Origin of the sequence: Nakamurella flavida (genome assembly GCF_030811475.1) — a bacterium.
Classification (GTDB): Bacteria; Actinomycetota; Actinomycetes; order Mycobacteriales; family Nakamurellaceae; genus Nakamurella; species Nakamurella flavida.
This window is the reverse complement of sequence record NZ_JAUSQV010000001.1, coordinates 1,387,501-1,412,951: the sequence shown is the minus strand read 5'-3', so window position 1 is coordinate 1,412,951 and position 25,451 is coordinate 1,387,501. Positions and strand designations below refer to the sequence as shown.

Here is a 25,451-nt window from a genome sequence, read left to right as displayed (position 1 = left end):
CCGCACCACAGCACGTCCGGACCCGGTTCGCCGGGGACGGGGCAGTCCTGGCTCCATCGCGCCCGCACGGGCATCGGCGGTGGGGGCAGTGCGGCCGTGGACCGACCACAGCACCACCCATGACCAGATGAGATGACGAGGACGACATGCCCAAGAACAAGACCCACTCCGGGATCAAGAAGCGGGTCAAGATCACCGGCACCGGCAAGCTGACCCACGCGGGTTCGGGCAAGCGCCACAACCTGGAGAAGAAGTCCAGCAAGGTGACCCGGCGCATGGACGGGGCCCATGTCGTGGCCCCCGCCGACGTCCCCCGCATGCGCCGCATGCTGGGCATCTGAACCACCTCCCCCCGTCCTGACCGGCGTCCGCCGGTCGGACCCCCGAACCCTTCCCGGCCGCTCCTGCGGCCGGGCGAAGTCAGAAAGACAGGTGTCCCGTGGCACGCGTCAAGAGGGCGGTCAACGCCCACAAGAAGCGCCGCACCGTTCTGGAGCAGGCCAGCGGCTACCGCGGCCAGCGCTCCCGGCTGTACCGCAAGGCCAAGGAACAGGTTCTGCACTCGCTGAACTACGCGTACAACGACCGGCGGAAGCGGAAGAACGATTTCCGCAAGCTCTGGATCGCGCGCATCAACGCCGCGGCCCGCGCCAACGGCATGACCTACAACCGCTTCATGCAGGGCCTGAAGGTCGCCGAGGTCGAGGTCGACCGCAAGGTGCTGGCCGATCTGGCCGTGCGTGACGAGGCCGCCTTCGCCGCTCTCGTCGAGATCGCCCGCGCGGCGGTCCCGGCGCAGGCCTCCGCCGGGGATGCCGCCTGAGCACGTCCACTCCGGCGGGCCGCTCCCGGCCCGCCGGGTCGGGCACCCAGGGTGCCCGCCCGGAGTCCCGTCGCGCCCAGCAGTCCGCCCAGGCCCGTGAGGCCGCCCGGGCGGTCCCGGGTGACGGCGGGACCGATACCGACGACGGTCCGGTGCTGACCGAGAAGTCGGCCCGCATCGTCGCCGCCCGCAAGCTCCTGCGTCGGGCGCGGCGGACCGAGTCCGGCCAATTCCTGGCCGAGGGTGCGCAGGCGGTCCGCGAGGCCGTCGCGGCCGAGCCGGGCGAGCCCGGCACCGTCCTGGAGCTGTTCATCACCGAGCAGGCCGGTGCGCGGCACGTCGACATCGTCCGCGCCGCGTTCGCGGCCGGGGTCGAGGTCAGCCAGGTCACCGAGAAGGCGGCCGCCGCCCTGTCCGACACCGTCGCGCCGCAGGGCATCGTCGCGGTGTGCGCGATCACCGGGCCGTCCGCCCAGGACGTGCTCGACGCCGGCCCCCGGCTGGTGGCCGTCCTCGTCGAGACCAGTGATCCGGGCAACGCCGGCACCGTCATCCGGCTGGCCGATGCGGCCGGGGCCGATGCGGTGCTCGTCGCCGGTCAGTCGGTGGACCCGCGGAATCCCAAGGCCGTCCGGGCGTCGGCGGGGAGTCTGTTCCACCTGCCGGTCGTGCACCTCGACGACCCGGTCGCGGTCATCCGGCAGCTGTCCGAGGCGGGGCTCTCGATCCTGGCCACCAGCGGCGCGGCCGAACTCGACCTCGACCAGGCCACCGCCGACGGCATCCTCGAGCTGCCCACGGCCTGGCTGTTCGGCTCGGAGGCGCACGGGCTGCCCGCGGACATCCTCGCCGTCGCCGACGAGAGCGTCCGGGTGCCGATCCACGGCCGGGCCGAATCGCTCAACCTGGCCACGGCCGCCGCCATCTGCCTGTACGCGAGTGCCTCGGCCCACCGTCGGCAGGACGCCACCGCGAGCTGATCGACCACCGGCGTTCTCCGCACCACCTGTCGCATCTGCACCCCCGTCGTCCTCCGGCGGGGGTGCAGTGGTCTCCGGGGGTGGACCGGTGTCCGACGCACGGGTGGCGCAGGACACGGGTGGGCGGGAACACAATTCCCATCGTGGAGGGGGGAATGGGGCGGGGGTTCTCAGAGGTTGCACAGGAAGGCCGCCGATCCCACCGGGTCCCGGTCGCCTGAACCCCGGCCGCTGACCACTCGCGGCCCCCCGCAGCGCTTCCCGCGCGCGGCCTGCGAAAGGTGCTGTCGTGTCCCGACCCTCCTCCTCCGTGTCCACGGAGGTCACCGCGGCCGAGCGGCGCCGCTCGGTGCCGTTCTGGGCGCAGACCCTCATCGGTCTCGCCGTCGGCATCGTGCTCGGCGTCATCGCCCTCGTCGGCGACATCAGCTGGCTGGAGACCACCCTGAACCAGATCGGCAGCATCTTCGTGACGCTGCTGCGTGCGGTGGTGGCCCCGCTGATCCTGCTGGCCCTCATCGTCTCCATCTCCCGGCTCGGCCAGGTGGCGAACGCCGCCCGCCTCGCCGTGCAGACCATCCTGTGGTTCGCCATCACCGCGTTGATCTCGGTGGGCATCGGCCTGGGCATCGGCCTGCTGACCAATCCGGGGCAGGGCACCGGGCTGGCCCAGAGCACCGTGGCCGACGCCGCGTACAGCGGCCGCACCGGCAGCTGGACCGACTTCCTCACCGGGCTGGTCCCCGGCAACTTCCTCGGCCTGCAGGCCAGCACCTCCACGACGCTGACCGGTGACTCCTTCGACGCCGCGTCGGTCTCCGCCAATACCTCGCTGAACTTCAACGTGCTGCAGCTCGTGGTCATCGGCATCGTCGTCGGGGCCGCCGCCCTGAAGACCGGGGACCGGGCCAAGCCGTTCCTGGGCTTCGCCGAGTCCGCCCTGGCCGTGGTGCAGACCGTGCTGTGGTGGATCATCCGGCTCGCCCCGATCGGCTCCGGCGCGCTCATCGGCTACGCCGTCGCCCACTACGGCTGGGACCTCATCGCCCCGCTCGCGGTGTTCACCGTCGACGTCTACGTCGGGTGCCTGCTGGTGATGTTCGTGCTCTACCCGATCGTCCTGCGGGTCCACGGCCTGTCCGCCCGCAAGTTCCTGGCCGGTGCCTGGCCGGCGATCGCCCTGGCCTTCGTCTCCCGCTCGTCGGTCGGCACCATGCCGGTGACCCAGGAGGTCACCACCCGCAACCTCGGTGTCCCGCAGGAGTACGCGAGCTTCGCGGTGCCGCTGGCCGCGACGACCAAGATGGACGGCTGTGCCGCGATCTACCCGGCGCTGGCCGCGATCTTCGTCGCGCAGATCTTCGGCATCGACCTGTCGATCGGCGACTACCTGCTGATCGCGTTCGTCTCCGTGGTCGGTTCGGCCGCCACCGCCGGACTGACCGGTGCCGTGGTCATGCTGACCCTCACCCTGTCGACGCTCGGTCTGCCGCTGGCCGGTGTCGGCCTGCTGCTGGCCATCGATCCGATCCTGGACATGATGCGCACCGCCACCAACGTCGCGGGCCAGGCCCTGGTCCCGGTCATCGTGGCCAAGCGCGAGGGCATCCTGGATATCGCCCGGTACAACGGGCCCAACGGTGACGGCCTGAACCACGCCGAGCCCACCCGGGTCCCGGTCGGTGCCTCCGCCTGACGCCGGCCCGATCCCGGGACGCGACCCGGTCGCGACCCCAGCACCGAACCCCCGCCGATCCGGCCGGTCCACCAGGACCGCCCGGGTCGGCGATGGCATGTCCCGGGCGGGTCCGGTTCACACCGGTCGACCTGTGGCGGGGGAGGATGGGCACATGGCCACCGTCTTCACGCAGATCATCCAGGGCGATCTTCCGGGCGAGATCGTCTGGCGGGACGACGATGTCGTCGCGTTCCTGACCATCGCCCCGCTCACCCCCGGGCACGTGCTGGTCGTCCCCGTGGCGGAGGTGGACCGGTGGACCGATCTGGAGCCCGCGGTGTGGGCCCGGGTCACCGCCGTCGCTCAGCGCATCGGTGAGGTGCTGCGCACCGTGTTCGACGCGCCGCGGGCGGGCCTGATCATCGCCGGGTTCGAGGTGCCGCACACCCACCTGCACGTGTTCCCCGCCTGGGGCATGGGAGATCTGGACTGGTCGCACGCCCGGCCGGTGGATCCGGCGGAGCTGCGCGGACCGGCCGAGCTGATCCGCCGGGGTCTGCAGCCCTGACTCACCGCCAGGAGTAGCGCTCCCGCAGCCGGGCCTGCACGTCGGCGAACGGGCGGGCGCCCAGCGCGGCGGCCTCGCGGCGCATGCCGGCGGGATGGACCCGCAGCACCCGGTCGACGTGGGCCCAGGACGGACGGTTCTGCCCGTCCCACCCGCCGGCGCCGACGGCCACGAAGTCCGCGCCGCTGTGCGGTTTGGAGGTGAGCGGGACGGCGAGCACGGTGCCACCGGATTCCGCCGCCACCACCAGGACGGGCCGGTCCTTGCCGCGGCCGTCGTCCTCCTCGTACGGCACCCAGGTCCAGACGATCTCGCCCGGATCGGCGTTCCCGTCGGTCACCGGGTTGTAGGACATCCGCACCCGGCCGACCCGCGCCGGGTCGACCGGGCGGGTGGCCGACGGACCGGACCGGCCGGGGGTGCCCGGGTCGTCCGCCGCGCCGGTGCGCGCACGCGGGCGGGAGTCCGGCGCCGTCCGGGTCCGCGGCGTCGGGCGGGCGGGCGTCCGGGTCGGGGACGAGGTGGGGGAGAGCACCCGCAGCACCTTGAGCAGACCACCGAGCAGCGACATCGTGCGGACCCTACCGGCCGCGACGGCCGTGAGAGGATGGCGCGGTGAGCGCACCCGGACCGTGGACCGCCGACCGGCGATTTACCGGGCCCGTGCGCGGGCGTCGTCGCTGAGTCGAGCTCCTCGACCACCGGCGGCCGGCCGCGGCGGGCTGGATCCCGCCCCGCTCGTCCCCTCCCGGAAGGCTTCCCGATGTCCGCACCCGTTCCCCCCGTCCCGCCCGAGACCGGGGGTCTGGACCCGACCGACGCCCAGGCCGTGGACGGGGCCGTGGCCGCCGCCACCGCCGCGATCGCCGCCGCGGACGATCTGGACGCGCTCAAGCAGGTCCGCCTGGCCCACGCCGGTGACCGCAGTCCGCTGGCCCTGGCCAACCGCGCCATCGGCCGGCTCGACAAGGCCGAGAAGGCGGTGGCCGGCAAGATCATCGGCCCGGCCCGCGCCCGGGTGAACCAGGCCGTCGCCGCCCGCGAGGTCGAGCTTCAGGCCGCCCGCGAGGAGCAGGTGCTGGTCCAGGAACGGGTCGACGTCACGCTGCCCTACGACCGCACGCCCAGCGGCGCCCGGCACCCCATCTCCACCGTCATGGAGCGCATCGAGGACATCTTCGTGGCCATGGGGTGGGAGGTGGCCGAGGGGCCGGAGCTCGAGGCGGAGTGGTTCAACTTCGACGCGCTGAACTTCCCGCCGGACCACCCGGCGCGGGCCATGCAGGACTCGTTCTACACGCAGCCGCTGCCCGGGTCCGCGGGCGATCCCGGCATGGTGCTGCGCACGCACACCTCGCCGGTGCAGATCCGCACCATGCTGGAGCGCGAGCCCCCGCTGTACGTCATCTGCCCGGGCCGGGTCTACCGGACCGACGAGCTCGACGCGACGCACACCCCGGTCTTCCACCAGGTCGAGGGATTGGCCATCGACCGGAACCTGACGATGGCCCATCTGCGCGGCACCCTGGACCATCTGGCCCGGGCGCTGTTCGGGGACGAGGCGACCACCCGGTTCCGGCCGTCGTTCTTCCCGTTCACCGAGCCGTCGGCCGAACCGGACGTGTTCTTCCCGGCCAAGAAGGGTGGCGCCGGCTGGGTGGAGTGGGGCGGCTGCGGCATGGTCGACCCGAACGTGCTGCGGGCCTGCGGCCTGGACCCGGCGGAGTGGTCGGGCTTCGCGTTCGGCATGGGCATCGAGCGGACCCTGCAGTTCCGCCACGACATCTCCGACATGCGCGACCTGGTCGAGGGCGACGTCCGGTTCACCTCGGCCTTCTCCCGGCCGCCGACGGTCGAGTCCGTCCGCCGCGCCCTCGCCGCCCGACAGGAGATCTGAGTCATGCGTGCACCGCTGGAATGGCTGTCCGAACTCGTCGACCTGCCCGCCGGGGTCTCCGCCGAGGAGATCGGTGAGGCCTTCGTCCGGCTCGGCTTCGAGCTGGAGGACATCCACCGCGTCCCGGAGACCACCGGGGCGCTGGTCGTCGGTCAGGTGCTGACGATCACCGAGCTCACCGAGTTCAAGAAGCCGATCCGCTTCGTCACCCTGGACGTCGGACCGGGTAACGGGCCGGACGGCTCCGACGCGCCCCGCGAGGTCATCTGCGGCGCCCGGAACTTCGCCGCCGGCGACAAGGTGGTGGTAGCCCTACCGGGTGCCGTGCTGCCCGGCGGCTTCGCCATCGCCTCCCGCCAGACCTACGGCCGGCTGTCCGACGGGATGATCTGCTCGGTCCGCGAGCTGGGGACCGGCACCGAGCACGACGGCATCCTCGTCCTGGACGCCGACGCCCCCGTCGGGCAGGACGCCCGCGAACTGCTGGGCAGCCACGACGCCGTGGTCGAGCTGGCCGTCACCCCCGACCGCGGGTACGCACTGTCCCTGCGCGGGCTGGCCCGCGAGCTCGCCGTCGCCTACGACACCCCGTTCACCGACGCCGCTCTCGGTGCCGGGGCACCGGCCGGCGAGGGGGGCTGGCCCGTGCACCTGGCCGAGGACTCGGGCTGCAGTCGCTTCGTCACCGTGCGGGTGACCGGGGTCGACCCCACCCGCCCGTCGCCGTTCTGGATGCGGCGACGCCTGCAGCAGGCCGGCGTCCGGTCCATCTCGCTGGCCGTGGACGTCACCAACTACGTGATGATGCAGACCGGTCAGCCGCTGCACGCGTTCGACCTGGCCCGGCTCAGCGGCGACATCACCGTCCGGAAGGCGCACGCGGGCGAGACCCTGCGCACGCTGGACGGTGTCGAGCGCCGGCTCGACCCGGACGACGTCGTCGTCACCGACACCTCCGGCCCCATCTCGCTCGCCGGGGTGATGGGCGGGGAGTCCACCGAGATCACCGACGGCACCACCGAGGTGCTCATCGAGGCGGCCCACTGGAACGCCCCGGGCATCTCCCGGACCGCCCGTCGGCACAAGCTGCCCAGCGAGGCGTCGCGGCGCTTCGAGCGCGAGGTCGACCCGGCCGTGGCCGCCTACGCGGCCGGACTGGCCGCCGATCTGCTGGTCCGTTTCGGTGGTGGCACGGTCGCCGGTTCGTCCGACGAGCGACCCGGGGGAGCCGCGGTCACCCCGGCCGCCGTCACGCTCCCGCTGGGCGATCCGGAACGGCTGATCGGCCGGCCGTTCGACCCGGCCACCATCGCCCTGCGGCTCGGTCAGGTCGGCTGCACCGTCGGTGCTCCGGCCGCCGGTCCGACCGGTGTGGACGCGGTGGAGGTGACCCCTCCCAGCTGGCGGCCCGATCTCACCCGTCCCGCCGATCTGGTCGAGGAGGTCGCGCGGCTGGAGGGGTTCGACACCATCCCGTCGGTGCTCCCGGTCGCCCCGGTCGGTCGCGGCCTGACCGGTCGCCAGCGGCGCCGCCGCGAGGTGGCCGCGGACCTGGCCGCCGCCGGACTCACCGAGGTGCTGAGCTTCCCGTTCGTCGGGACGACCGAGCTCACCGCTCTCGGTCTGCCGGACGACGACGTCCGGCGACGTGCGGTCCAGGTCCGCAATCCGCTCGACGCCGAGCGGCCGCTGCTGCGCACCACGCTGCTGCCCGGTCTGCTGGACACGGTGCAGCGCAACCTGTCCCGGGGTACCCGGGACCTGCTGGTGTACGAGATCGGACAGGTCTTCCTGCCCCGGCACAACGCGCCGACGATGCCGACGCCGCCGGCCGACCGACGCCCGGACGACGCCACCCGCGCCCTGCTCGACGCCGCCCTGCCGAACCAGCCGCAGCACGTCGCGGTGGTGCTGGCCGGCGCGGTGGAGCGGGCCGGCTGGTGGGGTCCGGGACGGGCCGACTCGTGGGCGGACGCGGTGGCCCTGGCCCGGCGCATCGGCGAGACCGCCGGGGTCCGGGTCCGGGTGGCCGCCGCCACCCAGGCGCCGTGGCATCCCGGGCGCTGCGCGGTGATCAAGGTGGGCGACTGGCCCGTCGGGTACGCCGGCGAGCTGCACCCGGCCGTGGTGCAGCGGCTCGGCCTGCCGCCCCGCACCGCGGCCGTGGAGCTGAACCTCGACGGCATCCCGGCCCGCGCCGTGCCGGTCGCGCCGCACATCTCCTCGTTCCCGCCGGTCAACCTGGACGTCGCGGTGACCGTCTCCGCGGACGTCCCGGCGGCTGCGGTGGAGACCGCGCTGCGCGACGGCGGGGGTGAGCTGCTGGAGTCGGTGCGGCTGTTCGACGTCTACACCGGCGACCAGGTCGCGCGGGGGGAGCAGTCGCTGGCCTTCGCGCTGGTCGTCCGGGCGCCCGACCGGACGCTGACCGCGGCGCAGGCCTCGCAGGTGCGGGACGCCGCCGTGCAGCGGGCGGCCGAGAAGGTCGGTGCCGTCCTGCGCGGCTGATCCGCTCCCGTTCGGCCGGACCCGCCGCCTGCCCGGGGCGGGTCCGGCCGGGGACGACGGGCCGGGGTTCGCTGTTCCGGGCGTGCGGGTGCCACGATGAGGGCATGGCTACCGCCCTGCCCCCCGTCCTGGCCAAGAAGATCCAGAAGTCCGGCTACTACCCGGCCTTCGTCACCGACGTCCTCGACGTGGCCGTGGCCGACGAGCCGGTGGTCGCCCACCTGGTCCACGCCGAGACGACGTTCGACATGGACAGCGTGCGGCGCCATCTCTCCGTGGTGGTGCTCACGGCCAGCCGGTTGATCTTCGTGCACGCCGACGACCACTCCGACGAGGAGGAACACGGCGGGGGCGGGGAGTCCCAGGGCATCGCGACGAGCGAGTCCGTCGCCCTCAGCGCGGTGCGCACGGTGATGGTCACGCACGTGGTGCCCTCGCCGGAGAAGTACCGGCCGGGCAGCCTGGGCCGGGAGCTGACGCTGACCATCGGCTGGGGCGCGGTTTCCCGGGTGGATCTGGAGCCGGCCGGTTGCGGCGACCCGCAGTGCGAGGCCGACCACGGTTTCACCGGCACCCTGACCGGGGACGACCTGACCCTGCGGATCAGTGCGGACGCCGAGGGCGACCGAGCCCTCTCCGACGCGGTGGCCTTCGCCCGGACGCTCTCCTCGATGACGGCGGGCAGCCACCGCTGACCCGCCCCGGCCGGTGGGCCGGGGGCGGATCGGGTGGGATCAGTGCTGGTCCAGCTCGTGACGCTGGGCGATGATCAACAGCTCCTCGCGCATGGTGCGGGAGCCGGCGTGGGCGATGGCCCGGTTGATGGCACGACGCGAACGGGCCTTGTGGAACCGCTCGGTCAGGGACTGCGGGGAACGCGACTGCACGGGACTGCCTTTCGTGGACTGCTGCGGGACGTACGGGCACTGCGGTCGATCTGCGACGGCGACGCACGAGCGTCTCCGTCACCGCGGGAGGAACACCGTCCTCCCACCAGGTAGGACGCTCCGCCGCCGGTGGGTATGCCCCGGGGTGAGCGCACTCACCCCCGAGGGTCGACCCCGGGGCCGCGCAGCTCACACCGGTCCGGCTCAACCCGCGGCGGCCGGTCACGTCCTTCTCCGGGGAGGGCATGCAGACCTGCCCGGGAGCAGGAGGACGCAGTGAGCACCACCACGGACCGCACCACCGACCCGCAGCCCCGCGCCGACGGGCCGGTCCGGGCGGCGCTCCCGCGGCTGCGTGCCCGGTGGGACCTGGCCCGCGCGCTGCGGTTGACCGGTGCCGCCGTCGCCGCCTTCGTGGTGGCCCAACTGCTCTTCCCGGGTCACCTGCCGATCCTTGCCCCGCTCACCGCCCTGCTCGTCGTCGAGGTGACCCTCAAGGACATCGTGACCAGCGGGCTGCAGCGCATCGCCAGTGTCACCGCCGGCGTGCTGGTGGCCGTCGGTTTCTCCGCGGTCGTCGGGCTGTCGTGGTGGAGCCTGGGCATCCTGCTCGCCGTCGCCATCTCCCTCGGGCAGGTGCTGCGGCTGGGTTCGCACGCGTTGGAGGTCCCGATCAGCGCCATGCTCGTCCTGGCCGTGGGTGGTGCTTCGGCCGCGGCGACCGACCGGATCGCCGAGACGCTCGTGGGTGCGGCCGTCGGCGTCCTGGTCAACGTGGCGTTCCCGCCCGCCGTCCGCTCCGAGGAGGCGGCGGCCGCGGTGCACCGGTACGCCCGGGAGCTGGGCATGCTGCTGTCGGTGGCGGCGGAGGAGCTGCGGCAGCCCATCACCGAGGCGCAGGCCGCGCGCTGGATGCAGTCCGCGCGCGACCTCACCCGGCAGGTGCCCGGCATCGACCAGGAACTGCAGGACATGCAGCACAGCCGCCGACTGAATCCGCGGGCGTTGGCCGTCCCGGACACCGGCCGGAACCTGCGGGCCGACCTGGATTCCCTGGAGCACACCACCGTCGCCGTGCGCAGCATGTTCCGGTCCATCCTCGACGGGGTCCGGGAGGATCCGAATCCCGATCCCGCCGCCGGAGCCGAGCTGCGGCGGGTGTTCTCGGCGCTCATCGCCGAGATCGGCCTGGCCGTCAAGGCGTTCGGCGATCTGGCCCGGGCCGAGGGCACGGCCGGTGTCGACGACCGCGAGGCCACCCTGGCCACCGCGCTGGTCACCCTGCGCAACGCCCGGGACCGGGTCGACGACCTCGCGCTGATGGAGGCACCGAGCGGATCCGGATGGCAGCTCAGCGAGCCCGTCCGGCAGACCGTGCAGCGCGTCCTCCGGGATCTGGACACCGAGCGGATGACGCGTCGGCGGGTGGCCGTGCCGCTACCGCTGGTGCCGCCCCGGTTCGCGGTCCCGGCCCGGGCCCGGCGGTGGCCGTCGGTCGGGCCGCAGTCCCTCGCCGCGGCCCCGGCCCGGCCGGAGCCGACGGCGATGCTCACCCAGCGCCTCACCGCGCTGCGCCTGGACCCGGTCACCGGGGAGATCGTCCCGGTGCACCCCGCCGCCGCTGACGGCCGGCAGGATCAGCAGCGACCGGTCGGATCCCTGCCCCACGCGGGCGTCTGACGGTCCGCCGGAGGGGTGGCCGCCCCACCACACGGGCGGCCGTGTGCGTCCCGCTGAGGGGTTCTTGAGGGCTCCGCGCGGTTGACGTCGCCCGCCGCACCCCGAAGGCTGAGCGGTACGCGGGGTCGGCGCCGGGGCCGCCCGTGACCGTGTCCCGCCCGGCCGCCGAGCACAGCGACCGGAGGGACCCCGTGCAGGATCTGCTCCGCGACAGGATCGTGCTGATCACCGGGGGTACGCAGGGGCTGGGTGCCGGTGTCGCCCGCGCCGCCGTCCGCGAGGGGGCGACCGTCGTCCTGACCGGCCGGGATGTCGCCCGGGGCGAAGAGGTGGTGGCCGGGGTGACGGCGGCCGGGGCCCGCGCGAGCTTCGTCCGGGCCGACCTGACCGATGTCGACCAGGCCCGCGCAGCGGTGTCCGCCACCGTCGAGCGTCACGGCCGGATCGACGCCCTGGTCAACGCGGCCGGGCTCACCGCGCGGGGTTCCCTCCTCGACACCACCCCGGAGCTGTTCGACGAGCACCTCGCCGTCAACCTGCGGGCGCCGTTCTTCCTCATGCAGGCGGCCGTCGCCGACATGCGACGGCGGGCGGCCCCCGGCTCCGTGGTCAACATCCTGTCCATCGACTCCCACGGCGGGCAGGCCTTCCTCGCGCCCTACGTCGCGGCCAAGGCGGGTCTGGCCGGCCTCACCCGGAACGTGGCCCATGCCCACCGCTGGGACCGGATCCGGGTGAACGGCCTGAACATCGGCTGGACGGCCACCGACGGGGAGGACGTCACCCAGCGTCTGGCCCACGGCGCGGACGACGACTGGGAACGCCGGGCCGCCGCCACCCTGCCGATGGGCCGGCTCGGTCAGGTCGACGAGATCGCCGACGCCGTGGTGTTCCTGCTGTCCGACCGCAGTGGAGTCGTCACCGGCTCGGTCATCGACTGGGATCAGACCGTCATCGGCGGCCTGGGCCCCTGACCGCCCGGCTCCGCCCGTCCCGGCCCCGGCCCGGCTCCGTCCCGCTGCGAGACCGTGTGCCACCCCGACCCCCACACCCGACCCCACACCCCTGACCCGACCGCCGCACATCCGCACCGAAGGAGCACCATGCGTCTCGGACTGATCGGCCTCGGCCGCATCGGCGCGTTCCACGCCGACACCCTCACCCACCTCGAGCAGGTCGACTCCCTGGTGGTGACCGATGCCGTCCCGGCCGTCACCGCCGCGGTCGCGCAGCGGTTCGGCGCGGAGGCCGCCGACTCGCCCGAGGCGCTGATCCGCAGTGGCGTCGACGGCATCGTCATCGCCGCGGCCACCGACGCCCACACCGCGTTGATCCGGGCCGGGGTCGACGCCGGCATCCCGGTCTTCTGCGAGAAGCCGCTGTCCGGGGTGCCCGGCGAGGCGCGGGCCGTCGCCGACCACGTCAACGCCAGCGGCGTGGCCGTGCAGATCGGCTACCCCCGCCGGTTCGACGCCGGTTACGCGGCCGCCCGGCAGGCCGCGGCGGCCGGGGAGCTCGGGTGGGTGCACACCGTCCGCTCGACCACGTTGGACCCGGCGCCCCCGCCGCGCGGCTACATCGCCGTCTCCGGGGGCATCTTCCGCGACTGTTCGGTCCACGACTTCGACACCGTCCGGTGGATCACCGGTCGCGAGCCCGTCGAGGTCTACGCCACCGGGACCGCGCGTGGCCCGGGCGTCGACGACTTCTTCGCCGAACTCGGTGATGTCGCCACCGCCCAGACCCTGATCACCTTCGACGACGGCGCCACCGGGGTGGTGTCGAACACCCGTTACAACCCCCGCGGCCACGACGTCCGGCTCGAGCTGCACGGCACCCGGGACAGCGTCGCCGCAGGCTGGTCGGACCAGACCCCGCTGCGCAATCTCGAGCCCGGCAGCACCTGGCCCACCGGGGACCCGTGGACGTTCTTCATGGATCGGCTGGCCGGCGCCTTCGTCGCCGAGCTCACCGCGTTCACCGAGGTGGTGGCGGGTCGGCTCGCGTCCCCGTGCACCGTGGACGACGCCCTGGCCGTGACCTGGATGGCCGAGGCGGCGACCCGCTCGTTGCACGAACACCGCCCGGTGTCCATCGAGGAGGTACGGCTCTGACGTCGGACCCGTCCCCGCCCGTCCCCCGTCCGTCCCGCCCGACCGCAGGAGAGACCCGGATGCCCGCCGAGCTGTTGGCCACCTGCTGGACCCACGCCGGCGACGCCCTGCCGGTCCCCGGTCGCCACCTGAGCCCGCTGGACCTGCGGGCCCGGGCGGAGGCGGTGGCCGCGGCGGGCTTCGTCGGGATCGGGTTCACCCTCGAGGATCTGCAGGCCGCCGGCGCCCGGTACCCGCTCCGGGACGTCGGGGCCATCTGTGCCGACCTCGGTCTGCGACATCTCGAGGTCGAGCTGTTGCAGGACTGGTGGACCACCGGGGAGCCGCGCCGTGCCTCCGACCGGACCCGGGTCGGTCTGCTCGAGGCGGCCGGTGCCCTCGGCGCCCGGCAGATGAAGATCGGCCCCGGCACCGCCGGACCGGACGGGGTGCCGCCGGGCCCGGTCGACCCGGCGCGACGGGCCGCGGCGCTGCACGAGCTCGCCGGGCAGGCCGCCGGGGTCGGGACCCGGGTGGCGCTGGAGCCGCTGCCCTTCTCCGACATCGCCGATTTCCGGGTCGCCGCCGACCTCGTCGCCGCCGCCGACCATCCGGCCGCCGGTCTCGTGGTGGACATCTGGCACCTGGAGCACGGCCCGTCCGACCTCGGAGACCTGGCCGCGATCCCGGTGGGGACGGTCTTCGCCGTCGAGATCGACGACGCTCCGGCCCTCGCGTCGACCGACCTGTTCCACGAGACCATCCACCGCCGGGTCCTGCCCGGGGCGGGAACGTTCGACGTGCGCGGGTTCGTCGGGACGCTGCAGCGGATGGGTTACCCCGGGCCGTGGGGGGTGGAGATCATCTCCGAGGCGCACCGCTCCCGGCCGCCGGCGGACACCCTGCGCGAGGTGCACCGATCGGTGACGGCGGTGTTCGACGCCCTGGCCGACACCGGTGCCTGACTTCCCGTGACGGGGTGGGCCGGGGATCGGGCACACGCCCGTCGATCACCGCCCGGGGCAGGATCACCCCATGCCCGATCACCACGTGCCTGCCCCCGGTCGTCACACCGTGTTCCAGACCTCGATCATGAGCGCCCTGCTGGACGGGGTCTACGACGGCGAGATGACCATCGGCGAGCTGCTGGAACACGGCGACTTCGGGCTGGGCACGTTCAACGCGCTGGACGGCGAGCTGCTGATCCTGGACGGGCAGGCCCACCAGCTCCGCGACGGGCGGGCCGAACCGGCGGACCCGGCTCTGATGACGCCGTTCGCGGTGGTGACCCACTTCGTCCCCCGGATGACCGTCGAGCTGCCGCGCGACATCGAGCGCGCGGATGTCGGAGCCGCGGTGGCCGACCTGGTCGGGTCGGACAACTACCTGGCCGCCATGCGGATCACCGGCGACTTCCACTGGGTCCGGACGCGCACCGCCGGGCGGCAGAGCAAGCCGTACCCGCCGCTGCGCGAGGCGACCGACGGGGAACCGGTGCACGCCTGGGACGACATCTCCGGGACCCTCGGCGGATTCCGCACCCCGCTGTACGAGCAGGGCATCGGCGTCCCGGGCCGCCACGTCCACTTCATCGACGACAGCCGGAGCCGGGGCGGGCACATCCTGGACTACCGGGTCCGGCGGGCGACCCTGGAGGTCTGCCTGGCCACCGATCTGCACCTGGCCCTCCCGCTCACCGAGGCGTTCCGCGGCGCGGACCTGCACCCCGCGGATCTCGCCGAACAGATCGAGGCCACCGAGAACCACACCTGACCCTCGACCCCCGCATGGATGGATGGTTATACGCTGACATGTATAGTCACGTGGGCAAGCTGGATCCAGCGAGGGGACCGTCGGTGACGTACAGGGTGGCAGTGGCCGGGGCGAGCGGGTACGCCGGAGGCGAGCTGCTGCGTCTGCTCCTCGGCCATCCGGAGATCACCATCGGTGCTCTGACGGCCAACAGCACGGTCGGAGAGCGGCTCGGCGCCCACCAACCGCATCTGGTCCCACTGGCCGACCGGGTGCTCGAGCCGACCACGCCGGAGGTGCTGGCCGGGCACGACGTGGTGTTCCTGGCCCTGCCGCACGGCGCCTCGCACGCCCTGGCCGCCCAGCTCGACCCGGCCACCGTCGTGGTGGACTGCGGTGCTGACCACCGGCTCACCGATCCGGCCGCCTGGGAGAGGTTCTACGGCGGGGAGCACCCCGGTTCCTGGCCCTACGGTCTGCCCGAGTTGCCCGGCGCCCGCGCCGCGCTGACCGGCGCCACCCGGATCGCCGTCCCCGGCTGCTACCCGACCACCGCATCCCTGGCCATGGTGCCGGCGCTGGCCGCCGGGCTGGTGGGCCCGGACGTCGTGGTCGTCGCCGCGTCCGGGACCTCCGGCGCCGGGAAGTCGCCCAAGGTGTCGCTGCTCGGTTCCGAGGTGATGGGGGCCGCTTCCGCCTACGGCGTCGGCGGTGTCCACCGGCACACCCCGGAGATGGTGCAGAACTTCCGCGCGGTCACCGACGCCGACGTCACCGTCTCGTTCACCCCCGTGCTCGTCCCCATGTCCCGCGGCATCCTGGCCACCTGCAGCGCCCCGGCCGCGCCGGGCGTCACCGTCGGCGACGTCCGGGTCGCCTACGAGAAGGCCTACGGCGACGAGCCTTTCGTCCATCTGCTGCCCGAGGGGCAGTGGCCGACGACGGCGTCGGTGCTCGGCGCGAACACCGTGCTGCTGCAGGTCGCCCTGGACGAAGCGGCCCGCCGGGTCGTCGTGGTGGCCGCGCTGGACAACCTGACCAAGGGCACGGCCGGTGGCGCCGTGCAATCGCTCAACCTCGCCCTGGGGCTCCCGGAGACCCTCGGCCTGCCGACCGTGGGAGTGGCACCGTGACCGATCCATCGCAGGCCGAGAACGCGGCAGGCCCCCTGGCCCCGGGCTTCCGGGCCGCCGGAGTCACCGCCGGGCTCAAGGCCTCCGGCACGCCGGACGTGGCCGTGGTGATCAACGACGGTCCGTCGTCCGCTGCCGCCGGCGTGTTCACCGGCAACCGGGTCCGGGCCGCGCCGGTGCGCTGGTGCCAGGACCTGGTGGGCAGCCCGCAGGGCGGCGAGCTGGCCGCGGTCGTGCTGAACTCCGGCGGGGCCAACGCCTGCACCGGTCCGGACGGCTTCGCCGACACCGTCTCCACAGCCGAGCATCTCGCTGCCGAGCTGGGGGTGGACGCCGACCGGATCGCGGTCTGCTCGACCGGGCTGATCGGCGAGCGGCTGCCGATGGACCTGCTGCTGCCCGGGGTGACCGCGGCCGTCGCCGCGGCCTCCGCCGACGGCGGCGCCGATGCCGCCACGGCGATCATGACCACCGACTCGGTCCGCAAGACCACCGTGGTCAGCGCGGGTGGGGTCACCGTGGCCGGGATGGCCAAGGGCGCCGGCATGCTCGCCCCCGGGCTGGCCACCATGTTGGTGGTGCTGACCACCGACGCCCAGGCCGGCGGCGCGGATCTGGCCGCCGCGCTCCGCGTGGCGACCCGGGTCTCGTTCGACCGGCTCGATTCCGACGGTGCCATGTCCACCAACGACACCGTGCTCGTCCTGGCCTCGGGTGCCTCCGGCGTCCGACCTGAGCCGGCGCAGCTGCAGGCGCTGATCACCCGGGCGTGCACGGATCTCGCCGCTCAGCTGCTGGCCGACGCGGAGGGGGCGACGAAGGAGATCGCCGTCGAGGTGGTGCACGCCTCCAGCGAGGACGCCGCCGTCGCCGTCGGGCGCGCGATCGCCCGCAACAACCTGGTCAAGACGGCGTTCTTCGGGCAGGACCCGAACTGGGGTCGCATCCTGGCCGCGGTCGGCACCGTCCCCGAGTCCGTCGCGCCGTTCGACGCCGATCTGCTCGACGTGGCCATCAACGGCGTCTGGATCTGCCGGGCCGGCGCCGCCGGTGAGGACCGGTCGCTGGTCGACCTGTCCGGCCGGGCCGTGCGGGTCACCGTCGATCTGCACGCCGGCACCGAGACGGCCACCGTCAGCACCAACGACCTGTCCCACGCGTACGTCCACGAGAACTCGGCGTACTCCACATGAGCGCCGCACCCGCCGAGAACGGCGGTCGCACCGGCGCTCTCGAGTCCCGGGATGCCCACGACCTGACCGATGCCGCGGCCCGGGCCGCGGTGCTGGCCGACGCCCTGCCCTGGCTGCAGGCGTTCGCCGGGTCACTCGTGGTGGTCAAGTACGGCGGCAACGCGATGACCGACGACGCGCTCAAGCGCACCTTCGCCGCCGACATGGTCTTCCTGCGGGCGGTCGGACTGCGGCCGGTCGTCGTGCACGGCGGTGGGCCGCAGATCTCCGCCATGCTCGCCCGGCTCGGTGTCCCGGGGGAGTTCCGCGGCGGATTCCGCGTCACCACCCCGGAAACCATGGACGTCGTCCGGATGGTGCTCGTCGGTCAGGTCGGCCGCGAGCTGGTCGGACTGATCAACCAGCACGGGCCGCTGGCCGTCGGGATGTCCGGCGAGGACGGCGGCCTGTTCACCGCGCAGCGTCGCGAGGTGATGGTCGACGGGGTCAGCACCGACATCGGTCTGGTCGGCGATGTCGTCGGGGTCGATCCGACGGCTGTGCTGGACCTGCTGGACGCCGGCCGCATCCCGGTCATCTCCACCGTGGCACCGGACGTCGACGGCGTGGTGCACAACGTGAACGCCGACACCGCGGCCGCGGCACTGGCTGTCGCCCTCGGCGCCGTCAAGCTCGTCATGCTCACCGATGTCGAGGGGTTGTACGCGAACTGGCCCGATCGCGGTTCGTTGCTCTCCCGGATCAGCGCCGACGCCCTCGAGGCGATGCTGCCGACGCTGGAGTCCGGCATGGTGCCGAAGATGGAGGGCTGCCTGCGCGCCGTCCGCGGCGGGGTGCCCGCCGCCCACGTCATCGACGGCCGCATCCCGCACTCGGTGCTGCTGGAGATCGTCACCAGTGCCGGCATCGGCACCATGGTCGTCCCGCACCTCTGACCCGTCACCGCTCATCCCGCACCACCCACCCGCATGGCCCCACGAGAAGGCAGAACCATGATCAGCACGGCACTCCCGTCCGGAGGCACCCACGACAACGCCGCCGCGGCGGCGCGCTGGAACGCCTCGTTGATGAACAACTACGGCACCCCGGCGGTCGAGCTGGTCCGCGGCACCGGCGCCACGGTGACCGACGCCGAGGGGAAGGTCTACCTGGATCTGCTGGCCGGCATCGCCGTCAACAGCCTCGGGCACGCCCACCCCGCCATCGTCGCCGCGGTCTCTCAGCAGGTCGCCACCCTGGGCCACGTCTCGAACTTCTTCTCCCACCCCACCGTGCTCGCCCTGGCCGAGCAGCTGCTCGCCCTGGCCGGGGCGACCGGGAACGGCCGGGTGATCTTCGGCAACTCCGGCGCCGAGGCCAACGAGGCCGCGTTCAAGATGGCCCGGCTGACCGGTCGGCCGCGGATCATCGCCACCGAGAACGGTTTCCACGGCCGGACCATGGGGGCACTGGCCCTCACCGGTCAGCCGAGCAAGCGGGCGCCGTTCGAACCCATGCCCGGCGGGGTCGAGTTCGTGCCCTACGGCGACGTCGAGGCGCTCACCGCCGCGATGGGGCCGGACGTGGCCGCCGTCTTCCTCGAGCCGGTGCAGGGCGAGGGTGGCGTGCTGCCCGCCCCGGAGGGCTATCTGGCTGCCGCCCGCGCCCTGACCACCGAGCACGGCGCGCTCCTCGTCCTGGACGAGGTGCAGACCGGGATCGGCCGCACCGGCGAGTGGTTCGCCCACACCCGGGCCGGCATCCAGCCCGACATCATCACCCTGGCCAAGGGTCTCGGCGGCGGCCTGCCCATCGGGGCGGCCATCGCCATCGGTCCGGCCGCCGATCTGCTCAAGCCCGGCCAGCACGGATCCACCTTCGCCGGCAACCCGGTGTCCGCCGCCGCCGCGCTGGCCGTGCTGCGCACCATCACCGACGAACACCTGCTCGACCACGCCGCGGCCCTGGGCAAGCACCTGGCCGCCGCGATCGAGAGGCTGGGTCATCCCGCCGTCGACCACGTGCGCGGGGCGGGTCTGCTGCTGGGCATCGTGCTCACCGCTCCGGTCGCGCCCGGCGCCGCGCTGGCCGCCCGGCAGGCCGGGTTCCTGGTCAACGCGCCGGGACCGGACGTGATCCGACTGGCCCCGCCCCTGATCCTGACCACCGAGCAGGCCGACACCTTCGTCGCCGCCCTGCCGTCCATCCTCGACACGGCCACGGCCGGGGAGACCTCATGAGCACCGCTGACCTCGCTGACGCCACCGCTCCCAGCACCCCGGGGGCCGTCCGGCACTTCCTGCGCGACGACGACCTGAGCCCGGCCGAGCTCGTCGCCGTACTCGACCGGGCCGAGCGGTACCGGGCCGACCGCACCGGGCACACCCCGCTGGCCGGCCGCGCCGTCGCCGTGATCTTCGAGAAGAACTCCACCCGGACCCGGTTGTCGTTCGAGGTCGGCATCCGCCAGCTCGGCGCCCAGCCGGTGATCGTCGACTCGCGCACCTCCCAGCTCGGTCGCGAGGAGACCATCGAGGACACCGCCCGGGTGCTGTCCCGGTACGTCGACGCGGTGGCCATCCGGACCTTCGCCCAGCGGCGCATCGACGCCCTGGCCAGCGCGTCGTCGGTGCCGGTGATCAACGCGCTGACCGACGAGTTCCACCCCTGCCAGGTGCTGGCCGACCTGCAGACCGTCCGGCAGCGGCTCGGTCGCCTGGCCGGGGTCACGCTGACCTACCTGGGCGACGGCGCCAACAACATGGCCCACTCGCTGATGCTCGGCGGGGTCAACGCCGGGCTGCACGTCCGGATCAGCTCGCCCGCCGGGTTCGACCCGCTCCCCGAGATCCTGGCCGACACCCGGGCCCGCGCGGCCGAGACGGGCGGATCGGTCGAGCTGATCACCGACCCGGTCGCCGCGGTCACCGGGTCCGACGTGCTGGTCACCGACACCTGGACGTCGATGGGTCAGGAGAACGACGGACTCGACCGCGTCGGCCCGTTCCGGCCGTACCAGGTCAACGCCGCGCTGCTGGCCGCCGCCGCCCCCGGGGCGATCGTGCTGCACTGCCTGCCCGCGCACCGCGGCTGGGAGATCACCGACGAGGTGCTGGACGGCCCCGCCTCCGCGGTGTGGGACGAGGCCGAGAACCGGCTGCACGCGCAGAAGGCCCTGCTGGCCTTCCTGCTGGAGCGAGGGTGAGTGTGGCCCCGTCGCCGGCGTCGTCGGGGGGGCACCCCACCGCTCCGGCGACGAAGGCGGCCCGGCTCGCCCGGATCACCGAGGCGATCCGGGCGGGTGCGGTGCACTCGCAGACGGAGCTCTCCAACCGGCTGGCCGCGGCGGGTATCGAGGTCACCCAGGCCACGTTGTCGCGCGATCTCGACGAGCTCGGCGCCATCAAGGTGCGCGGGGTCGACGGCGGGCAACCGCACTACGTCATCCCGGAGGACGGCGCCCCGCGCCCGGCGGAGGGCGGCACCACCCGGCTGGCCCGGCTGCTGGCCGAGTTGCTGGTCTCCCACGACGCCTCCGGCAACCTGGCCGTGCTGCGGACCCCACCCGGGGCCGCGTCGTTCCTGGCCTCGGCCCTGGACCGCGCCGGTCTGAGCGATGTGGTCGGCACCATCGCCGGTGACGACACCCTGCTCGTCGTCGCCCGGGACGGGCTGACCGGGGCCGATCTGGCCCGGCGCCTGGCGGGGCTGGCCGCCCCGGCCGACTGACCACGCCGGACGGCACCCCGGGCACCACGTCCGGGCGACGTCGGCCGTACGGTTCCGGGACACCCCGGAGCACCCTCCTTCCGTCCCTGACCGGCCGCCGCACGACACCCCGGGCGGCCACCCCGCACAGAGAGGCCACCGTCGAGTGTCCAAGGTCCTGAAGTCCCTCCCGGTCGGCGAGAAGGTCGGCATCGCGTTCTCCGGCGGGCTCGACACGTCCGTCGCGGTGGCCTGGATGCGCGAGCACGGGGCCGTCCCCTGCGCGTACACCGCCGATCTCGGTCAGTACGACGAGCCGGACCTGCCGGCCGTCCCGGGCCGCGCCCGCGAGTACGGGGCCGACATCGCCCGGGTGGTGGACTGCCGGGCCGCACTGGTCGAGGAGGGTCTGGCCGCCCTCGCGTGCGGCGCCTTCCACATCCGCAGCGGTGGTGTCCCGTACTTCAACACCACCCCGTTGGGTCGCGCGGTCACCGGGACGCTGCTGGTCCGCGCCATGCGCGAGGACGGGGTCGACGTCTGGGGCGACGGGTCGACCTACAAGGGCAACGACATCGAGCGGTTCTACCGGTACGGCCTGCTGGCCAACCCGCGGCTGCGCATCTACAAGCCCTGGCTGGACGAGACCTTCGTGACCGAGCTGGGTGGCCGGACCGAGATGAGCCAGTGGCTGCTGGCCCGGGACCTGCCGTACCGCGCTTCGGCCGAGAAGGCCTACTCCACCGACGCCAACATCTGGGGGGCCACCCACGAGGCGAAGACCCTGGAGCTGCTGGACGTCTCGCTGGAGATCGTCGAACCCATCATGGGTGTCGCGTACTGGGATCCGGCCGTCGAGATCACCACCGAGGACGTGACCGTCGGCTTCGAGCGGGGTCGCCCGGTGTCGCTGAACGGGCAGTCGTTCGACGACGCGGTGGCCCTGGTGATGGAGGCCAACGCGATCGGCGGCCGGCACGGCCTGGGCATGTCCGACCAGATCGAGAACCGGATCATCGAGGCGAAATCCCGCGGCATCTACGAGGCCCCCGGCATGGCCCTGCTCTTCATCGCCTACGAGCGGCTGGTCAACGCCATCCACAACGAGGACACCGTGGCGACCTACCACAACGAGGGCCGCCGGCTCGGCCGACTGCTGTACGAGGGCCGCTGGCTGGACCCGCAGTCGTTGATGGTGCGGGAGTCCCTGCAGCGCTGGGTCGGTTCGGCGATCACGGGTGAGGTGACGCTGCGGCTGCGCCGTGGCAACGACTTCACCATCCTGGTCACGTCGGGTCCGGCGCTGAGCTACCACCCGGAGAAGTTGTCCATGGAACGGGTCGAGGACGCCGCGTTCGGCCCGGCCGACCGCATCGGCCAGCTGACGATGCGCAACCTGGACATCGCCGACACCCGCGCCAAGCTGGAGCTCTACTCCGCGATGGGCCAGCTCGACGCCCAGGCCACCCTGGTCGGCGTGCTCGACGCCGGCGGCGCCGAGCCGATCGCCGAGACGGCCACCCCGGACACCGACGGACCGGATGCCATCGGGGCCATGGACGCCGCCGCGAACAGCGCCGCGATGGACAGCGGCACCGACTGATCCGCCCGCACTCCTGCCGAACAGAGGACGAGAATGACCGCATCACAGGCACTCTGGGGCGGGCGCTTCGCCTCGGGCCCGTCGCCGGAGATGGCCGCGCTCAGCGTGAGCACGCACTTCGACTGGGTGCTCGCCCCGTACGACCTGGCCGCGTCCCGGGCCCATGCCGGTGTGCTGCACGCCGCCGGTCTGCTCTCCGACGACGAGCTGGCCGGGATGCTCGCCGCGCTGACCGCACTGGCCGACGACGTGGCGTCCGGGGCCTTCACCCCCGACCCGGCTGACGAGGACGTGCACTCCGCGCTGGAACGTGGCCTGATCGATCGGGCCGGCAAGGACATCGGCGGCAAGCTGCGTGCCGGGCGTTCCCGCAACGACCAGGTGGCCACCCTGTACCGGCTGTACCTGCGGGATGCCGCCCGGCGGGTGGCGGTGCTCGTCACCGATCTGCAGTCGGTCCTGATCGACCAGGCGGAGGCGCATCCGGGGGCGGCGATGCCGGGGCGCACGCACTTCCAGCACGCCCAGCCGGTGCTGCTGGCCCACCACCTCGCCGCACACGCCCAGGCGCTCGTCCGCGACGTGGACCGGCTGCGCGACTGGGACAGGCGCACATCGGTGTCCCCGTACGGGTCCGGCGCGCTCGCCGGGTCCTCGCTCGGCCTCGACCCACGGGCGGTGGCCGATCAGCTCGGGTTGGACCGGGTCAGCGAGAACTCCATCGACGGCACCAGTTCCCGCGATTTCGTCGCCGAACTGGCCTTCGTGCTGGCCATGCTGGCGGTCGACGTGTCGCGGTGGGCCGAGGAGGTCATCATCTTCACCACGGCGGAGTTCGGCTACGCGCGCCTGCACGACGCGTTCGCCACCGGCTCGTCGATCATGCCGCAGAAGAAGAACCCGGACATCGCCGAGCTGGCGCGCGGGAAGGCTGGGCGACTGATCGGCAACCTGACCGGGTTGCTGGCCACCCTCAAGGCCCTGCCGCTGGCCTACAACCGCGATCTGCAGGAGGACAAGGAGCCGCTCATCGACTCGCTGTCCCAGCTGGAGCTGCTCCTCCCGGCCGTGGTCGGGATGACCGCGACGCTGACCTTCGACACGGCCCGGATGGCCGAGATGGCACCGGCCGGGTTCTCCCTGGCCACCGACATCGCCGAATGGCTGGTGCGCGAGGGTGTGCCGTTCCGGGTGGCCCACGAGGCGGCGGGGGAGTGCGTGCGAGCCGCCGAGGAGAGCGGGCGCACCCTGGACGAGCTCACCGACGCCGAGCTCGCCGCGATCTCCCCGGCCCTGACACCGCGGGTGCGCGAGGTGCTCACGGTGGACGGGTCGCTGGCATCCCGGGACGCCGTCGGTGGCACCGCCCCGGTGCGGGTGGCCGAGCAACTGGCCGCGCTCCGCGCCACCGTCGCCGCCGACCGCGCATGGATCGGTGCCTGAGGAGGGTCCGGCGAGCCCGCGGCCGCTCGGTCCGGGTATGCCGGATCATGCTGCGGCGCACCGGCAGTCGATTGATCCCGGTGCTGTCGGACCCGGGATACGTTTGGGTCGCTCGTTCTTCGAGCGGGATGTCGCGCGGGTCGCTCGGGAGCTGCTGGGGTGCACGGTGTCCCACCGGGGTCCGGACCGACCGGATGGAACCCGGGGCGACGTGGCGGTGGCCGTCCGGTTGACCGAGGTGGAGGCCTACGCGGGGGAGTCCGACGGTGCGTCGCACGCCTTCAGGGGGCTGACCCCGCGCACCCGGGTGATGTTCGGGCCGCCCGGTCACCTGTACCTGTACCTGGTCTACGGGATGCACTGGTGCGCCAACATCGTGACCGGCCCGGACGGCGAGGCGTCCGCCGTCCTGCTGCGGGCCGGCGACGTGATCGGCGGTGTCGACGAGGCGCGGGCCCGCCGCCCGCGCTGCCGTCGTGACGAGCACCTGGCCCGTGGGCCCGCGGGCCTGGCCACCGTCCTGGGATGGACGGCGCTGGAGAACGGGTACGACCTGTGCGCGCCGGACTCCCGGTGGGAGGTCACCGGTGGAACCGGTGCCGCACGCGGACCGGTGATCGCCGGACCACGGGTGGGGGTGACCCGAGCCGCCGAGACCCCCTGGCGTTTCGTGGACGATGGCGCGCCGTCGGTGTCCGCATTCCGATCCGGAGGGCGACGCACACCCCGGCCACCCACCGCGCCCGGCGTGTCGGACGAGGCCCCGTCCCGAACGGGACGCTCGCCGTCACCGTGACGATCCCCGGCCGGGTGAATACGCACTCCTGCCGAGCCGGCCGACGCATGACGGTCCTGCAGCCTCGCCGTGAGAATCGACCGGACGACGGTGATGGCCCCGCAGGGCGGGTGGAGCACGGAACCGGGTGGCACCGGTGGGACACTCGACGGGTGTCGATCCCGAGTGAATCCCCGCCCCGGTCCGCAACGCCCGCCGCATCCGAGCACGGTGGACTGCTCGGGGATCTGGAGCGCCGGGGACTCGTGGCCCAGACGACGGGAGCCGCGGCGTTGGCCGCCGCGTTCGAGGCCGGCCCGGTCACCTACTACTGCGGATTCGACCCGACCGCACCGAGCCTGCACATCGGCAACCTGGTCCAACTCCTGACGATGCGACGCATCCAGGAAGCGGGACATCGACCGTTGGGCCTGGTGGGCGGGGCGACGGGGATGATCGGCGACCCGCGGATGTCCGGCGAGCGGGTGCTGAACTCGCCCGAGGTGGTCGCGCAGTGGTCCGCCGGCATCCGCGCCCAGGTCGAGCGCTTCCTCGACTTCGAGGGTGAGTTCGCGGCGCGGGTGGTGAACAACCTGGACTGGACGGGTCCGATGAGCGCGATCGAGTTCCTCCGGGACGTGGGCAAGCACTTCCGGATGGGTCGGATGCTGGGCAAGGAGACCGTGTCGGCCCGGCTGAACAGCGACGAGGGTCTGTCGTTCACCGAGTTCAGCTACCAGATCCTGCAGGG

25 protein-coding genes (1 of these 25 running past the window's edge) are annotated in these 25,451 nt (G+C 73.3%); 23 read left to right on the top strand and 2 right to left on the bottom strand.

Annotation, left to right across the window (positions count from 1 at the left end; all coding sequences use genetic code 11):
* Nucleotides 1-146 precede the first annotated feature (146 nt).
* From rpmI to J2S58_RS06245, 5 genes are all read left to right on the top strand, one after another.
* Nucleotides 147-341, top strand: a complete 195-nt coding sequence (gene rpmI, locus J2S58_RS06265) for a 50S ribosomal protein L35 (protein ID WP_306826652.1) — start codon at nt 147-149, stop codon at nt 339-341.
* Nucleotides 342-439: 98 nt separating this feature from the next.
* A complete protein-coding gene (gene rplT / locus J2S58_RS06260) occupies nt 440-823 on the top strand; it encodes a 50S ribosomal protein L20 (protein WP_306826650.1) in 384 nt (127 codons plus the stop codon).
* 152 nt (nt 824-975) lie between these two features.
* On the top strand, nt 976-1,803 hold the full coding sequence (locus tag J2S58_RS06255; RefSeq protein WP_306826648.1) for a TrmH family RNA methyltransferase: 828 nt from the start codon (nt 976-978) through the stop codon (nt 1,801-1,803).
* Nucleotides 1,804-2,092: 289 nt separating this feature from the next.
* Entirely contained in the window at nt 2,093-3,499 is a 1,407-nt protein-coding gene (locus J2S58_RS06250; protein WP_306826646.1) for a dicarboxylate/amino acid:cation symporter, read from the top strand.
* Between the two features lie 154 nt (nt 3,500-3,653).
* Nucleotides 3,654-4,049 carry an HIT family protein gene (locus J2S58_RS06245; protein ID WP_306826644.1) on the top strand — a complete coding sequence of 132 codons (396 nt, stop codon included), beginning with the start codon at nt 3,654-3,656 and terminating at the stop codon, nt 4,047-4,049.
* A gap of 1 nt (nt 4,050) precedes the next feature.
* Here J2S58_RS06245 and J2S58_RS06240 read toward each other — a convergent pair whose 3' ends face one another.
* Nucleotides 4,051-4,620: a type II toxin-antitoxin system PemK/MazF family toxin gene (locus tag J2S58_RS06240; protein ID WP_306826642.1), complete on the bottom strand. Its 570-nt coding sequence runs from the start codon at nt 4,618-4,620 to the stop codon at nt 4,051-4,053.
* 192 nt (nt 4,621-4,812) lie between these two features.
* Here J2S58_RS06240 and pheS point away from each other — a divergent pair, with 192 nt between their 5' ends.
* The 3 genes from pheS (at nt 4,813) to J2S58_RS06225 (ending at nt 9,149) form a co-directional block, all read left to right on the top strand.
* A complete protein-coding gene (pheS, locus tag J2S58_RS06235) occupies nt 4,813-5,946 on the top strand; it encodes a phenylalanine--tRNA ligase subunit alpha (protein WP_306826641.1) in 1,134 nt (377 codons plus the stop codon).
* Between the two features lie 3 nt (nt 5,947-5,949).
* Nucleotides 5,950-8,454: a phenylalanine--tRNA ligase subunit beta gene (gene pheT / locus J2S58_RS06230; RefSeq protein ID WP_306826639.1), complete on the top strand. Its 2,505-nt coding sequence runs from the start codon at nt 5,950-5,952 to the stop codon at nt 8,452-8,454.
* Nucleotides 8,455-8,558: 104 nt separating this feature from the next.
* Nucleotides 8,559-9,149, top strand: coding sequence for a DUF5998 family protein (locus tag J2S58_RS06225; protein WP_306826637.1), 591 nt, complete (start codon nt 8,559-8,561; stop codon nt 9,147-9,149).
* A 39-nt stretch (nt 9,150-9,188) separates the two neighbouring features.
* Here the strand turns inward: J2S58_RS06225 and J2S58_RS06220 are convergent, their stop codons facing one another.
* On the bottom strand, nt 9,189-9,341 hold the full coding sequence (locus J2S58_RS06220) for a hypothetical protein (protein WP_306826634.1): 153 nt from the start codon (nt 9,339-9,341) through the stop codon (nt 9,189-9,191).
* 276 nt (nt 9,342-9,617) lie between these two features.
* On the opposite strand from J2S58_RS06220, the gene J2S58_RS06215 reads away from it, so the two are divergent.
* The 15 genes from J2S58_RS06215 to tyrS form a co-directional block, all read left to right on the top strand.
* Nucleotides 9,618-11,021 (top strand): FUSC family protein, encoded by a 1,404-nt coding sequence (locus tag J2S58_RS06215; protein ID WP_306826632.1) that lies wholly within the window; start codon nt 9,618-9,620, stop codon nt 11,019-11,021.
* Between the two features lie 191 nt (nt 11,022-11,212).
* A complete protein-coding gene (locus J2S58_RS06210) occupies nt 11,213-11,995 on the top strand; it encodes an SDR family oxidoreductase (protein ID WP_306826630.1) in 783 nt (260 codons plus the stop codon).
* Nucleotides 11,996-12,124: 129 nt separating this feature from the next.
* Nucleotides 12,125-13,135: a Gfo/Idh/MocA family protein gene (locus J2S58_RS06205; protein ID WP_306826629.1), complete on the top strand. Its 1,011-nt coding sequence runs from the start codon at nt 12,125-12,127 to the stop codon at nt 13,133-13,135.
* Nucleotides 13,136-13,194: 59 nt separating this feature from the next.
* A complete protein-coding gene (locus J2S58_RS06200; protein ID WP_306826627.1) occupies nt 13,195-14,079 on the top strand; it encodes a sugar phosphate isomerase/epimerase family protein in 885 nt (294 codons plus the stop codon).
* Between the two features lie 70 nt (nt 14,080-14,149).
* Nucleotides 14,150-14,887, top strand: a complete 738-nt coding sequence (budA, locus tag J2S58_RS06195; RefSeq protein WP_306826625.1) for an acetolactate decarboxylase — start codon at nt 14,150-14,152, stop codon at nt 14,885-14,887.
* 83 nt (nt 14,888-14,970) lie between these two features.
* Entirely contained in the window at nt 14,971-15,999 is a 1,029-nt protein-coding gene (argC, locus tag J2S58_RS06190) for an N-acetyl-gamma-glutamyl-phosphate reductase (RefSeq protein WP_306826623.1), read from the top strand.
* Nucleotides 15,996-17,192 carry a bifunctional glutamate N-acetyltransferase/amino-acid acetyltransferase ArgJ gene (gene argJ, locus J2S58_RS06185; protein WP_306826620.1) on the top strand — a complete coding sequence of 399 codons (1,197 nt, stop codon included), beginning with the start codon at nt 15,996-15,998 and terminating at the stop codon, nt 17,190-17,192. Before argC ends, argJ begins: the two co-directional genes overlap by 4 nt.
* Nucleotides 17,189-18,127 carry an acetylglutamate kinase gene (gene argB / locus J2S58_RS06180; RefSeq protein ID WP_306826618.1) on the top strand — a complete coding sequence of 313 codons (939 nt, stop codon included), beginning with the start codon at nt 17,189-17,191 and terminating at the stop codon, nt 18,125-18,127. Before argJ ends, argB begins: the two co-directional genes overlap by 4 nt.
* Before the next feature lie 57 nt (nt 18,128-18,184).
* Nucleotides 18,185-19,411 (top strand): acetylornithine transaminase, encoded by a 1,227-nt coding sequence (locus J2S58_RS06175; RefSeq protein ID WP_306826616.1) that lies wholly within the window; start codon nt 18,185-18,187, stop codon nt 19,409-19,411.
* Nucleotides 19,408-20,376, top strand: coding sequence for an ornithine carbamoyltransferase (gene argF, locus J2S58_RS06170; protein ID WP_306826613.1), 969 nt, complete (start codon nt 19,408-19,410; stop codon nt 20,374-20,376). Before J2S58_RS06175 ends, argF begins: the two co-directional genes overlap by 4 nt.
* A gap of 2 nt (nt 20,377-20,378) precedes the next feature.
* Complete coding sequence (locus J2S58_RS06165; RefSeq protein WP_306829353.1) at nt 20,379-20,900, top strand: arginine repressor; 522 nt, start codon at nt 20,379-20,381, stop codon at nt 20,898-20,900.
* Nucleotides 20,901-21,045: 145 nt separating this feature from the next.
* Nucleotides 21,046-22,482 carry an argininosuccinate synthase gene (gene argG, locus J2S58_RS06160; protein ID WP_306826611.1) on the top strand — a complete coding sequence of 479 codons (1,437 nt, stop codon included), beginning with the start codon at nt 21,046-21,048 and terminating at the stop codon, nt 22,480-22,482.
* Between the two features lie 33 nt (nt 22,483-22,515).
* Nucleotides 22,516-23,925 carry an argininosuccinate lyase gene (gene argH, locus J2S58_RS06155; protein ID WP_306826608.1) on the top strand — a complete coding sequence of 470 codons (1,410 nt, stop codon included), beginning with the start codon at nt 22,516-22,518 and terminating at the stop codon, nt 23,923-23,925.
* Between the two features lie 37 nt (nt 23,926-23,962).
* Entirely contained in the window at nt 23,963-24,721 is a 759-nt protein-coding gene (locus J2S58_RS06150) for a DNA-3-methyladenine glycosylase (RefSeq protein ID WP_306826605.1), read from the top strand.
* A 158-nt stretch (nt 24,722-24,879) separates the two neighbouring features.
* Nucleotides 24,880-25,451, top strand: the 5' portion of a protein-coding gene (gene tyrS, locus J2S58_RS06145; protein WP_306829350.1) for a tyrosine--tRNA ligase. The gene runs 748 nt beyond the window's last position; 572 of the gene's 1,320 nt are visible here — the first part of the coding sequence; its start codon is at nt 24,880-24,882; its stop codon lies off the right edge, out of view.